This window comes from Solibacillus sp. GQ1 (assembly GCF_059758555.1).
In genome coordinates, this window is sequence record NZ_JCAXEX010000001.1 from 743,618 (window position 1) to 756,234 (window position 12,617).

Sequence of the window (12,617 nt, forward strand, 5' to 3'; positions counted from 1 at the left end):
CGTAGGATTATTCGGAATATTTATTTTGTTGATAAAAAACATATCGTTCATTTTGGTCAATTTTTACTGCAATGATCTGAAATATTGATATAGCAAGGGTTTGCTTTGTTATAATACTGTTATAAGACTTGAAGTTTTTGTACTATAACAAAAAGAAAAACTACTTATTTTCATAAGTAGTCGAATATTGTTTATTTTGTTCAATTATTTATATCCTGAATTTCTTCACGAAGCTGTGTCAGGAAATCTTTATTACTTATTTTTTCATAGGAGCTATAAATAGGCTGTAATGCTTCCATCCATTGTTTACGTTGCTGTTCTGAAATAGTGTAAAACTGAATATTCTCGTCTGCTTTTAGCTGCTGGTAGTTTTCTGCATTCAATGCGACTGCCTGATCATGTTGCCAGCGCTGCATTTCATCAAGTGAATCTTGAATTATTTTTTGCTGGTCGTCAGTAAGCGATTCCCAAAAATCAGCGTTCATCATTACACTATAGGCAAGTATGCCGTGATTCGACAAGGTAATATTCGGTTGCATTGAATAATAGCCCTTTGAATATAAATTTGAAAGTGTATTTTCTTGGGCAATGATTTCGTTATTTTGAATCGCGATGTATAAATCATTGAAAGTTTTTAAAATCGGCTTTGCTTTTAATAATAAAAACTGTTCTTTTAGTATATCACTTGGCATGATACGGATTTTGAGATCTTTAAACTGATCAACCTCAAGGAGTGGTGTTGTATTGGAAGCCATCTGTTTAAAGCCGTTATGCCAGAATGTCAAACCATGTACATTAATGCTGTCTAGCTCTTGCAGTAAGGAATCACTAAGATCGCCATGCAGTATTTCATATACTTGTTCGTCATTTTCAAAAATAAACGGCAGGTCAAGAACTTGCCATGTTGGAAGTGCTTCCGTGATTTTTGAAATCGTAGGTGCAATCATTTGAATATCACCCTTTTGTAAGGCGGCTAATTCGTTTTCATCATTGTATAAAATACCGTTAGGATAAGTTTGCACAATGATTTCGCCATCCGATTTTTCTTTAACTAGTTCAGCAAACATATTAACCGCAAGCCCTTTTGGTGTATTTTCAGCTACAACGTGACTAAAGTTAATTACAATTTGGTCATCTAGCCCAACTTGCTCGTCATCGTAAGGTAAGTCTTTTGTATTCCACAAGTCGAAACGGTAGGAAATAGTAACGATTAACAGTAAAGCAGCAACGATAGCAGTTATGATATAAAGGCGCATTAGGATTCCCTCATTTACATTGAAATTTTTTGAATGTTGTAGAAAATCTCCACACACTTCGAAGTTTGTTATATTATATAGCAAAAAAGGAGGGACAAAATGAAAATTAAACAATTAACAATGAACGGAAAAATTGTACTGCTTACCTTTTTCATTATTGCATTCTCCTTTTTCGTAGCAGGAATATTATTGTTAAGCAATCTAACACGGGAACATGAAGAAACGGTAGGTAGCCGTGCTATGCTGATTGCCCGGACCATTTCCGATTTGCCGGAAATTCAAAAGCAGCTTGAAGAGCAGGATTTACAATTGGCACAAACGATGATTACCCAAATTGTTCACGATATCAAAATTATTAATAAAGCGGAATATATTGTTGTCATGAATATGGATCGTATTAAATTATCGCATCCATCTCCGAACCAACTAGGTAAAAAAAGTAACTCATCGGATATGCATGCTGCATTTAATGAAAATTATTATATTTCAAAAGCAATTGGAGAACAAGGCAAGACAATTCGGGCATTTGTACCAATTTTAAACGAGCAAAAAAAACAAGTAGGGGTTGTCGTCGTAGGATTTGCATTGCCAACATTTTGGAATATTCTTGCTGAAAATACAAATGAAATTATTTTGGCAGTTCTATTGTCTTTCCTTTTTAGTATTTGGGGTGCACATTTATTAGGGCGGCATATAAAACGTCAAATGTTCGGGCTGGAACCAATTGAAATTGCAAAAGTGTATGTCGAGCGGACTGAAACGTTTAATGCAATGCATGAAGGAATTATTGCAGTAGATAACAATATGGTGATTACGATTTTCAATCAAAAGGCAGGCCGTATTTTAGGTGTGGGTGGTAATCCTGAAAAATATATTGGAAAAAATATTTTTGATGTACTGCCTGACACAAGGTTACCTGAAATTGTCGAGAGTGGGCTTGCTGTATATAACCAAGAAATTTACGTAAACAATCATAGTATTTTAAGTAATCGTATCCCGATTTTTGTAAAAGGGAAAACAGTCGGGGCGGTAGCAGTTTTTAAGGATTTAACAGAATTTAAACAACTTGCCGAAGAATTAACAGGCGTCAAAGCATTTGTACAAGCTTTACGTATTCAAACGCATGAGTATAAAAATAAGCTACATACAATCGCAGGACTTTTGCAGCTTGGTCATAATAAGCAGGCGCTTGATTACTTATCTCAAGTGAAAATGCAACATGATCAAGTGACGAAGTTTCTGAATGAGCGTATTTATAATGAAAATATTTCAGGTCTATTGCTTAGTAAAATAAGTCGAGGAAATGAACTAGGAATTGAAGTGACGATTGATGAGGAGAGCCAGCTGACAAGGTTTCCGGAATTATTGGACCATCATGATTTTGTATTGTTATTCGGTAATTTGATCGAGAATGCTTTTGATGCGCTTACGGTGGTAGAACGAAATCATAAAGAAGTAGTAATTTCCATTGATGATAACGATGGTATACTGGCAATTATGGTTACAGATAATGGTATCGGAATTTCAGAAGAAAATTTAGAACAGATTTTCGAAAGTGGATTTTCAACAAAGGATAATGAAAACAGGGGCATTGGTTTATATTTGGTTAATGAAATTGTGAAAAAAGGGAATGGCGCAATTGAAATATCGAGTGAAGTAAATAAAGGCACTACATTCATCCTGACATTCGAGTATTAAGAAAGGGGCTTACTAGTGAAGACCATTCAAGTATTATTAGTAGAAGATGATCCAATGGTGCGTGAAGTAAATCGGCAATTTATCGAACGGGTGGAAGGATTTAAAGTCATCGATATGGCATCAAACGGTATTAAAGGAATCGAAAAAATATTAGAGCTATTGCCGGATTTAGTTGTAATGGATATATTTATGCCGGAGCAAGATGGAATTGAAACATTGCGCCAAATTCGTCAGAAAAATATAAATGTGGATTGTATTTCGGTAACAGCGGCAAATGATGTTCAAACAATTCAGCAAATATTGCACTTAGGTGTTTTTGATTACATTATGAAGCCATTTACATTTGAAAGGATCGAGCAAACGTTAATTCATTATCGTCAATTTAAAGAGAAAATGCATGCAGCAGGCGATGTGACTCAAGCAGAGTTAGATGAAATAATCGGTCAAATGAAGGTCCAAAAGGAAGGGCAAAATCCACCCCACATGATAGCTCAAGAGCTTCCTAAAGGCTTTAACCGTGCCACAATGGATAAAGTATTGGTTTTTCTAAAACAGTCTTCAGGTGGTGCCTCAGCAGATGATGTTGCAACAGGCATCGGTGTAGCTCGTGTAACTGCGCGGCGCTATTTAGATTTTATGGAGAAAAATCATCTAATTCAGGTAGATATCCAATATGGCAGTGTTGGGAGACCGATCAATCAATATTTTATTAAGGAATAGGTAAGCCCGGAATTTATTAAAAAATCATCATTCCCCTAGTGGAAATGATGATTTTTTTACGATTAGTAAGGCATAATTTTTTCAACAGGTTTTGGTGCTTTAATTTTCGGTAAAATTTTATCCAATGTTACGGAACGTACGATTTCATGTGTTGCTGGATCGTTTTTATCAAACTTTTCTAGGAATGCAATGACTTCCTTAACGATAGGTGTCGGTGTTGAAGCACCTGCAGTTACTGCTACAGTTTCAACGTTTTCAAGCCATTCAATTTGCAGCTCTGAAATATCCGAGATGCGGTAAGATGGTGTTCCGGCAATTTCTACCGATACTTGTGTTAAACGGTTCGAGTTGTTCGATTTTGGATCGCCAACAACGATTAATAAGTCGGAAGCACCGGCCTGTTCAGCAACTGCTTCTTGACGAACCTGTGTCGCAAGGCAAATTTCTTTATGCACTTCGACATGCGGGAATTTTTCTTTTAAACTATCCATCAGGAAGGCAACATCCCATTGGCTCATCGTCGTTTGGTTTGTTACGAGAATTTTTTCATTTTCAAAAGAAAGATTATCAATATCTTTCATCGATTGAACAAGATGAACGTGATCTGGTGCAACACCGATAGCGCCTTCCGGTTCAGGATGTCCCTTTTTGCCGATATAAATAATATCGTAGCCTTCTGCAGTTTTTTCGCGGATTAAGTCATGTGTCACCGTAACGTCCGGGCAAGTCGCGTCAATTGATACGAGTCCTTTACGTTTTGCGATTTCACGAATTTCAGGTGATACACCGTGTGCTGTGAAAATCACTGTGCCTTGCTCTACCTGTTCGATTATTTCTTTGCGGTTTTCGCCATCAAGCGTAATGATGCCATCTTGTTCAAAAGCATCTGTAACATGTTTATTGTGTACAATCATACCTAAAATGTAGATTGGTCTTGGTAATGTCGGATCAAGTGCGGCATTGCGTGCAATGACCATAGCGTCTACTACCCCATAGCAGTATCCACGCGGATTAATTTTTACAACTTTCATTTATACGTAACTCCTTTCAAAGCCCTGTAATTTCATTATATAGGACGTGTATGCTTTATTCAAAGTTCGCTTACTGAAATCTCTAGTAAATTCGACGGAAATGGCGCGATATATCGAAATGATAGCGCAAGTACAGAATTTTGCGAACGTTTGCTATAATAGCAGAAATAAATAAAACGTAAAGTGGGGAAATGGGATGGCGTTTTCTTTTTTTAAGAGGAATAAAACGGTAGCGTTAAAAAATCAGGTGGAGTTTTGCATAACAAATTTATCGCTCGGTGCAGCGGATGTGTATGATGTGCTGTTAGAGCGCGAAGACATAGAAATAACGGAATCCGGTTGTACTTCAAACTGTGAAATTTGCGAATGTCATTTGTTTGCGATTGTAAATGGTGAACTTATTAAAGCGGAAAATACGGATAAGCTTTTACAATATGTTGAAAATGAGCTGGAAGAAAATTCAGTCTTGTTTTAAAAAGTCTATGCGGGGAAAAAACATTACATAAGTTGAAAAATAGTTTTAAGTGAACAGAAAATGAAAACTCTTCACTAAAACTTTATAACAAAATTTCAATAGAGGAGTGTTTCATTCATGACAAACGTTGAAAATAAACAAGTTGGTGGTACACCCGCACAAACTCAACCATCACAACCCGGAATCGAAAGTAAGATGAATCCATTGCCAACACAGCCTTATGAATATACGGGAAGCGATAAGTTAAAAGGAAAAGTAGCAATTATTACAGGCGGTGATTCAGGAATTGGCCGAGCCGTTGCCATTGCCTACGCAAAAGAAGGGGCAAATCTTGTCATAAACTATTTGGAAAAAGAGCAATCCGATGCAGAAGAAACGAAACAATTGGTTGAAAAAGAGGGCGTTCAGGCCGTTCTAGTTGAAGGGGATATCGGTGATTATGAAACAAGTAAAAAACTTGTAAAGACAGCACTTGACCATTTCCAGCAAATTAATATTGTCGTTAATAATGCTGCGGTACAATATCCTGTCGATTCATTTTTAGATATTACGGTCGAACAATGGGACAAAACATTCCGTACAAATATGGATGGTATTTTTTATTTATGTAAGGAAGCCGTTCCGCATTTGGGACAAGGAGATTCCATTATATGTACAACATCTGTCAATGCCTACCGCGGCCATTCGATTTTAATTGATTATACATCAACGAAAGGGGCGATTGTAGGCTTTGTCAGAAGTTTAGCGCAAAACATAGCCGATCAAGGGATCCGTGTAAATATGGTCGCACCAGGACCGATTTGGACACCGTTAATTCCTTCTACATTTGATGCAGAGCAAGTAGCAGAATTCGGTACAGAAACGCCATTAAAACGCCCAGGTCAGCCAAGTGAGCTTGCTGGGGCATATGTGTTGTTGGCATCCCAAGACGGAACATATATTACTGGCCAATGCATCCATGTGAATGGCGGCAGCATTATGTCTTCATAAAAGAGAGTTAAGGATTGGATTGATCGGTAAAGCATACATGGTCAACAAATAGAAAGCTACTCCATTATGCATAAGAGAGGACTCGTATTAGAAATGACGAATCTGCACTCATTTGCTTGGGGTAGCTTTTTCTGGTGTTATTCAAAAGGAGGCTGAAATATTTTTGGTAATGAAGGTTTTGTTGTAATTTTCTCCTGAACTGGCTCTTCTTCTCGACGATTGCCTCGCGGATTTCCTCTTTCTCTCATTCTATCTCTCTCTCTTGGTCGTTCCTGCGGCATTGAAACAGTAGAAGACTCCAGTGGGTCCGATGTATCCTTAAATCCTTTATATAAACGCCATAAAGCGGGCAGATTTTTAAACATTGGAGCTGCCTGCTGAATATAAGGTGTGAACTTTTGGGCATTATTAAATAAAGAGTTTGCTCCTGATAAAAATCCTTCGAGCTTCGGTACACCTGCTGCACCTTGCACGGGTGCTTGAGGCGGAATCGGCATTTGGTCCATAAACTGACCAGCTCCAGGAATAGAACCTATTCCGGGAATCGGACCTCCCCCTGGACTTGGGCCTCGCATCATGTATGGTGCATACATTGGAAAACGTGGTGCAACCGGCATCTGATTCATCATTCCTTGAGGTGGAAAGTAATAAGGTGGGCGCATATTAAACTCCTTTCTAAAAATCGACATGATATTTCAATTTTCTTTCATAAATTCGTCCCAACTGTTTGACGTTGAAACTATTTACCGTTATGATATGCAGATGGTCACTTAAATGTACGAATTATGGTACAATAGGAAAGATGTAAGGAGGTACGTGAATGTCAAAATATACTGATTATCAATTCAAGCCATTTTTGCAGGACGCCATTGCAAAGCTTGGATTTACAGAGCCGACACCCATTCAAAAAGAAATGATTCCACTCGTATTAAAAGGTAAGAGTGCAATCGGACAAGCTCATACAGGTACAGGAAAAACACATAGTTTTTTATTGCCAATCGTGGAGCGTATCGTAGAAGAAAAACAAGAAGTACAGGCAGTTATTACATCGCCGACACGTGAACTGGCACAACAAATTTTTGATGCGTTAAACCAGCTTGTTGAAGGAACGGAAATTTCAACAAAATTATTTATCGGTGGTACGGACAAACAACGTACAATCGACCGTTTAAAAACACAGCCGCAAATCGTTGTAGGTACACCTGGTCGTATTAAAGATTTAGTTAAAGAAAATGCATTGCTCGTTCACACTGCGCCGATTTTAGTTGTCGATGAAGCAGATCTGGCATTTGACATGGGCTTCATTGAGGATATTGACGGCTTTGCGTCGCATATGCCTGAAAAGCTTGAAATGTTCGTTTTCTCAGCGACAATTCCGGAAAAATTAAAACCATTCTTAAAGAAATACATGGATTCACCAGTCCATATTCATATGAATGACAAACGCCCGGTAGCGGAAGGTATTGATTTTGTATTAGTACCTGTTCGTTCGAAAGCACGCAATACGCGTTTACTTGAAGTGATTAAGGGAATCAATCCATTCCTTGCTGTTATTTTCTGTAACACACGTAAAAATGCAGAAGCTGTAGCAGGATTTTTAGCAGAACAAGGTATCCGTGCAGGACAAATCCACGGTGATTTAAGTCCTCGTGACCGTAAAAAAATGATGAAGCAAGTACGTGATCTTGAGTTCCAATATATCGTAGCAACAGATTTAGCTGCGCGTGGTATTGATATTCAAGGAATTTCGCATGTCATCAATTACGAAATCCCGGAAGATCTTGAGTTCTTCATTCACCGTGTTGGACGTACAGCACGTGCCGGCTCAAAAGGAACAGCGATTACGTTATACCAGCCGGAAGATGAGGATGCAGTTGTACGCATCGAAAAAATGGGAATCCCATTTGTACAAAAAGATATTAAAAATGGCGAATGGTCTGAGTTAAAAGATCGTCACCAACGTGCAAACCGTAAAGGTGAGCGTAAAGAAGATGAGATTGATGCTAAAGCCAAAGCCCTAGTACGTAAGCCGAAGAAAGTTAAACCAGGCTATAAACGTAATATGAAGTGGGAAATGGAAAAAGTGAAAAAACGCGAACGCCGTATTAAAGCGCGCCGCAACAATAGATAATTTTGCAAGGGGCTGCTTAGAAAGATATTTCTACGCAGCCTGTTTGTTTGTTAAATGGAGGAAAGTAGAATGTTATTAGGTTCACATGTTTCAATGAGCGGAAAAAAAATGCTGCTAGGTGCCAGTGAAGAAGCTTTAAGCTATGGTGCCAATACTTTTATGATCTATACAGGCGCACCTCAAAATACGCGCAGAAAGCCGATTGAAGAGCTGAATATTATGAAGGGCCTGCTCCATATGAAAGAAAACGGCCTATCGAACATTGTTGTTCATGCACCTTATATTATTAATTTAGGGAATACGACAAAGCCGGAAACCTTTGAGCTTGGCGTAAACTTTTTGCAGGAAGAAATTAAACGTACCGCTGCATTGGAAGCAACTCAAATCGTGCTGCATCCGGGTGCCCATGTCGGTGCAGGCGTTGATGCGGGTATTGAGCGTATTGTAGAAGGTTTAAATGAAGTGCTGACACAGGACTACCCTGTACAGATTGCACTCGAAACAATGGCAGGCAAAGGCACTGAAATCGGTCGTACATTTGAAGAGTTGGCACGTATTATCGATGGTGTAACAAACAATGAGCGCCTGTCGATTTGTATGGACACTTGTCATATCCATGATGCCGGCTACGATATTGTCAATGACTTTGACGGTGTGTTAAATGATTTCGACAAAATTATCGGGTTGGACCGTTTAAAAGTACTGCACGTCAATGATTCGAAAAATGTGTGCGGCGCTGCGAAAGACCGTCATGAAAATATCGGTTTTGGTGAAATCGGTTTTGATGCGATGCACTATATTGTCCATCATCCACAGTTAATGCATTTACCGAAAATATTGGAAACACCATTTGTCGGTCCGGATGCTAAGAACAAAAAAGCGCCATATTTACACGAAATTGCGATGCTTCGTAATAGTGAATTCCAACCCGCATTAATTGATGCAATGCGCGAATAATAAGAATAAGAAAAACATACTTGGCACAAATTTGATGCAAAGTATGTTTTTTTGCGTTTTTTATGACATAATTTGTTATAATGAGTTAACTGTAAATTAGCAATATTCAAAAGGAGGAACCAGTTAATGAAAAAAATATTTCAGCTCGTCATTTTATTAGCATTATTCTTTTCATTGCCTATCCAAAGTTTCGCATCGGTCAATGGTGCGGTTACAACGCATTTAGGGAAAAGTAATGCAGCGGTGACGATACGTGACGCGGAGAGCGGGAAAATCGTTTACTCGCAAAACGGGGACAAGCTGATGCGACCAGCTTCGAATATGAAGTTAGTGTCAGGTGCTGCCGCATTGTCGATTTTAGGAGAGGACTATCGTTTTAAAACGAATTTTTATATCGACGGCATTATTGTCAACGATACGTTAAATGGAAATGTATACATAAAGGGCAGTGGCGATCCGACATTGAAAAAAGATGATTTTTTGGAGTTTGCCAAAGTCTTGAAGCGCAATGGTATACGTACAATCAATGGTCACTTAATCGGTGATGATACCGCATTTTCGGGAAGTACATTACCACCGGGTGTTCTAAAGTCGGATGAGACGTATTACTTCGGTGCACGTACTTCTGCAATCACAATGTCACAAAACAATGACTTTGATGCGAGTACAGTTATCATTACTGCAAATCCTGGTAAAGTTGGGGCTAAACCGAGCTATTCGATTGAACCGAATTTAAGCGGTATGGTCATTTCCAATCAAGCAAAAACAGTAAGTAAAGGAAATCGCAATACGATATCAATCAAACGTGCCTACAACACAAACCGCATTATTATTTCCGGGAACCTTCCACAAGGGAGCAGCAAAAAGGAATGGGTAACATTGCAGGACCCGTCGAAAAATACAATGCAGGCAATTAAACAGACGCTGCAAGGAACAGGTTTAAAGTTTGTGAAGAGTTCGAAAGTAGAATTAGGGAAAGTTCCCCAAAAAGCAACATTGCTCCATACAAATGAATCACGTACGTTGGCAGCCATTTTCCCGGCATTTATGAAGCTGAGCAATAACAGTATTGCCGATATTCTTGTAAAAGCAATGGGCAAGCAGCAACTAGGGGAAGGCAGTACAAATAAAGGAATCACTTTACTGAAGAAATACAGTGCATCAATGAATATTCCTGTGAATAACTGGCGTTTTGCAGATGGCTCGGGACTATCCAATTCTAACCGTGTAACATCAAACGGTCTTTCACAGCTTCTTTACAAAGTTCAAAAAGAACCGTATTTCGGTACATTTTTTGATTCGTTGCCAGTCGCCGGCAATAAAGATCGCATGATTGGCGGAACACTAAAAAGCCGTTTAACAAGCAGTGCGTTGCAAAATAGAATTTATGCGAAAACGGGCTATATCCCGAATGTATATACTTTATCGGGATATATGAAAGGCCAAAGCGGAAAACAATATATTTTCTCGATTTTACTGGAAAACAAATCGAATGGCACAGTATATATTGACCGTACTATGGCAGCGCTTGTAAAGAACTTATAGAGGGGCAAAACAGATGGAGAAATTACTATTAACAGGATTTGAACCGTTTTTATCAAATCCGATTAACCCTACAATGGAAGTCGTGCAGGCACTGAACGGAAAATCTATCGGTCAGTTTGAAATTGTTGGCCGTGTATTATCTGTGGACTTTGCAAAAGCACCGGAACAGTTTATGGCACTGGTCGAAGAAGTAAAACCGACGATAATCGTTTCATTGGGATTAGCTGCAGGCATTACGAAAATTTCTCCGGAACGGGTTGCATTGAATGTAAAAGACGGGGAAAAGGACAATGCGGGAAATGCATTTGAAGATGCACCGATTAAAGAAGATGGGGACGTTGCGTATTTGTCGACATTGCCGATTCGCAAAATTGTCAACCGATTAAATTCTGCAGTTTATCCGACAGTCATATCGAATTCAGCCGGAACATATTTATGCAATAATATTATGTATGAAGGCTTGTACTATGCTGCTAAGAATGAAGCGATACGAGCAACAGGATTTATCCACATCCCTGCATCGTTTGAGCTGGCGATTGAGCATGGCCGAATTCCAGGCTGGTCAATGCGTGATTTGACGGCTGCCATTGAACTGGCACTCGAAGTATGTGTTGAAAACGTGGAGCTGGCAGATAAAGTGCTTTAAGTTAAATTCATTATCAAATAGTAAGAAAAGCAACAGTACAACTGTTGCTTTTCTTTTTCATATTACATAAATTTTTACAATCCGACTAGCTTCATCAATTTTTTATAGCGTTTATCCCCAAGCAGCTTATGAATTTTTTGTAAAACCTCTTTTGGAACGCCGGTAAGAGCCCAGCTTATATTGGCATGCTTCAAAATTTTTTGCAGCTTCTGAACTTCTTCAATGCTCAATTCAAGCCCCTGTTGTTTTGCAAAATCCTGCAGCTGGCTGTCATTCATTCCTTTTAAGTTATCAAACCATTGTAGCATTTGAATTGTCTTCATCCTTTCAAGTTTATTCCCTTTACATGAACAAAAATCTGCATTATACTAACATGATGTAAATCGTAATGATTTTGAATTAGAAAGAAGCGAACGAAATGAAAAAACCATTGATTGAATTGAAGGATGTTTCCTTTCAATATGAATACACACAAGCATTGAAAAATATTTCGCTACGTGTCAATGAAGGCGACTTTTTGGCGTTAATCGGTCAAAACGGTTCCGGAAAATCGACACTTTTGAAATTAATTTTAGGACTGTTAAAGCCCATGTCAGGGGAAATTAAATTATTTGGCGAACAAGCAAACCATTTTAAACACCGCGAATGGATTGGCTATGTTTCGCAGAAATCCAATGCCTTTAACTCGGGGTTCCCTGCAACGGTCGAAGAAGTCGTGAAAAGCGGTTTATCGCAAAAGGTCGGGCTCTTTAAACGCTATCCAAAAGATGCGGACTTTCTAGTGAAAGGTGCTCTAAAAGATGTCGGCATGGAGAAATTTCTAAAACGGAATATTGGTCAGCTTTCCGGAGGGCAGCAGCAGCGTGTTTTCATCGCACGTGCATTAGTGTCCGATCCGAAGCTCCTTATTTTGGATGAACCGACAGTCGGAATTGACCGCGAAAATGTGCAGGCATTCTATGATATGCTCGCACATTTAAATAAGCATCACAATATGACAATGATTTTAGTTACACACGATGTGGACACGGTTTCGGATCGTGTCAGTCATGTCGCATGCTTAAATCAGTCGATCCATTTTCACGGATACAAAAATGATTTTGATACGATTTCGGAAGAACAGATTGCTAGCTGGAACGGCCACTCTGTTCGAAAGATTCATTAAGAG

At 38.8% G+C, this 12,617-nt stretch carries 13 protein-coding genes; 9 read left to right on the top strand and 4 right to left on the bottom strand.

What is annotated here, in order from left to right:
• Positions 1-200: 200 nt before the first annotated feature.
• Positions 201-1,256, bottom strand: a complete 1,056-nt coding sequence (locus tag AC6CH1_RS03435) for a DctP family TRAP transporter solute-binding subunit (RefSeq protein WP_498316326.1) — start codon at positions 1,254-1,256, stop codon at positions 201-203.
• A gap of 105 nt (positions 1,257-1,361) precedes the next feature.
• Between AC6CH1_RS03435 and AC6CH1_RS03440 the strand changes: the two genes are divergently transcribed.
• Together AC6CH1_RS03440 and AC6CH1_RS03445 are read left to right on the top strand one after the other, a co-directional pair.
• Positions 1,362-2,954: an ATP-binding protein gene (locus AC6CH1_RS03440; protein ID WP_498317732.1), complete on the top strand. Its 1,593-nt coding sequence runs from the start codon at positions 1,362-1,364 to the stop codon at positions 2,952-2,954.
• Between the two features lie 15 nt (positions 2,955-2,969).
• On the top strand, positions 2,970-3,674 hold the full coding sequence (locus tag AC6CH1_RS03445; RefSeq protein ID WP_353056558.1) for a response regulator: 705 nt from the start codon (positions 2,970-2,972) through the stop codon (positions 3,672-3,674).
• Between the two features lie 62 nt (positions 3,675-3,736).
• Here AC6CH1_RS03445 and AC6CH1_RS03450 read toward each other — a convergent pair whose 3' ends face one another.
• Positions 3,737-4,705: a 4-hydroxy-3-methylbut-2-enyl diphosphate reductase gene (locus AC6CH1_RS03450; RefSeq protein ID WP_251689072.1), complete on the bottom strand. Its 969-nt coding sequence runs from the start codon at positions 4,703-4,705 to the stop codon at positions 3,737-3,739.
• Positions 4,706-4,901: 196 nt separating this feature from the next.
• Here AC6CH1_RS03450 and AC6CH1_RS03455 point away from each other — a divergent pair, with 196 nt between their 5' ends.
• Positions 4,902-5,180: a YuzB family protein gene (locus AC6CH1_RS03455; protein ID WP_498316327.1), complete on the top strand. Its 279-nt coding sequence runs from the start codon at positions 4,902-4,904 to the stop codon at positions 5,178-5,180.
• A 117-nt stretch (positions 5,181-5,297) separates the two neighbouring features.
• Positions 5,298-6,170: an SDR family oxidoreductase gene (locus AC6CH1_RS03460; protein ID WP_251689068.1), complete on the top strand. Its 873-nt coding sequence runs from the start codon at positions 5,298-5,300 to the stop codon at positions 6,168-6,170.
• A 137-nt stretch (positions 6,171-6,307) separates the two neighbouring features.
• Here AC6CH1_RS03460 and vrrA read toward each other — a convergent pair whose 3' ends face one another.
• Positions 6,308-6,832 carry a VrrA/YqfQ family protein gene (gene vrrA / locus AC6CH1_RS03465; RefSeq protein WP_498316328.1) on the bottom strand — a complete coding sequence of 175 codons (525 nt, stop codon included), beginning with the start codon at positions 6,830-6,832 and terminating at the stop codon, positions 6,308-6,310.
• Between the two features lie 158 nt (positions 6,833-6,990).
• On the opposite strand from vrrA, the gene AC6CH1_RS03470 reads away from it, so the two are divergent.
• The 4 genes from AC6CH1_RS03470 (at position 6,991) to AC6CH1_RS03485 (ending at position 11,449) form a co-directional block, all read left to right on the top strand.
• Complete coding sequence (locus AC6CH1_RS03470) at positions 6,991-8,301, top strand: DEAD/DEAH box helicase (protein ID WP_251689064.1); 1,311 nt, start codon at positions 6,991-6,993, stop codon at positions 8,299-8,301.
• A 69-nt stretch (positions 8,302-8,370) separates the two neighbouring features.
• On the top strand, positions 8,371-9,258 hold the full coding sequence (locus AC6CH1_RS03475; RefSeq protein WP_498316329.1) for a deoxyribonuclease IV: 888 nt from the start codon (positions 8,371-8,373) through the stop codon (positions 9,256-9,258).
• Between the two features lie 126 nt (positions 9,259-9,384).
• Positions 9,385-10,803, top strand: a complete 1,419-nt coding sequence (gene dacB, locus AC6CH1_RS03480) for a D-alanyl-D-alanine carboxypeptidase/D-alanyl-D-alanine endopeptidase (protein WP_498316330.1) — start codon at positions 9,385-9,387, stop codon at positions 10,801-10,803.
• Positions 10,804-10,816: 13 nt separating this feature from the next.
• Positions 10,817-11,449: a pyroglutamyl-peptidase I gene (locus AC6CH1_RS03485; RefSeq protein ID WP_498316331.1), complete on the top strand. Its 633-nt coding sequence runs from the start codon at positions 10,817-10,819 to the stop codon at positions 11,447-11,449.
• Positions 11,450-11,523: 74 nt separating this feature from the next.
• Here AC6CH1_RS03485 and AC6CH1_RS03490 read toward each other — a convergent pair whose 3' ends face one another.
• Complete coding sequence (locus tag AC6CH1_RS03490) at positions 11,524-11,757, bottom strand: isopropylmalate synthase (protein ID WP_251689056.1); 234 nt, start codon at positions 11,755-11,757, stop codon at positions 11,524-11,526.
• A gap of 110 nt (positions 11,758-11,867) precedes the next feature.
• On the opposite strand from AC6CH1_RS03490, the gene AC6CH1_RS03495 reads away from it, so the two are divergent.
• Positions 11,868-12,614 (top strand): metal ABC transporter ATP-binding protein, encoded by a 747-nt coding sequence (locus AC6CH1_RS03495; protein ID WP_251689055.1) that lies wholly within the window; start codon positions 11,868-11,870, stop codon positions 12,612-12,614.
• Positions 12,615-12,617: the final 3 nt, after the last annotated feature.

Excerpts from the sequence above, each read along its gene's own strand:
- AC6CH1_RS03435 (WP_498316326.1), bottom strand. The coding sequence starts at position 1,256 with ATGCGCCTTTATATCATAACTGCTATCGTTGCTGCTTTACTGTTAATC.
- AC6CH1_RS03450 (WP_251689072.1), bottom strand. The coding sequence starts at position 4,705 with ATGAAAGTTGTAAAAATTAATCCGCGTGGATACTGCTATGGGGTAGTA.
- AC6CH1_RS03455 (WP_498316327.1), top strand. The coding sequence starts at position 4,902 with ATGGCGTTTTCTTTTTTTAAGAGGAATAAAACGGTAGCGTTAAAAAAT.
- AC6CH1_RS03460 (WP_251689068.1), top strand. The coding sequence starts at position 5,298 with ATGACAAACGTTGAAAATAAACAAGTTGGTGGTACACCCGCACAAACT.
- vrrA (WP_498316328.1), bottom strand. The coding sequence starts at position 6,832 with ATGCGCCCACCTTATTACTTTCCACCTCAAGGAATGATGAATCAGATG.
- AC6CH1_RS03470 (WP_251689064.1), top strand. The coding sequence starts at position 6,991 with ATGTCAAAATATACTGATTATCAATTCAAGCCATTTTTGCAGGACGCC.
- AC6CH1_RS03475 (WP_498316329.1), top strand. The coding sequence starts at position 8,371 with ATGTTATTAGGTTCACATGTTTCAATGAGCGGAAAAAAAATGCTGCTA.
- dacB (WP_498316330.1), top strand. The coding sequence starts at position 9,385 with ATGAAAAAAATATTTCAGCTCGTCATTTTATTAGCATTATTCTTTTCA.
- AC6CH1_RS03485 (WP_498316331.1), top strand. The coding sequence starts at position 10,817 with ATGGAGAAATTACTATTAACAGGATTTGAACCGTTTTTATCAAATCCG.
- AC6CH1_RS03490 (WP_251689056.1), bottom strand. The coding sequence starts at position 11,757 with ATGCTACAATGGTTTGATAACTTAAAAGGAATGAATGACAGCCAGCTG.
- AC6CH1_RS03495 (WP_251689055.1), top strand. The coding sequence starts at position 11,868 with ATGAAAAAACCATTGATTGAATTGAAGGATGTTTCCTTTCAATATGAA.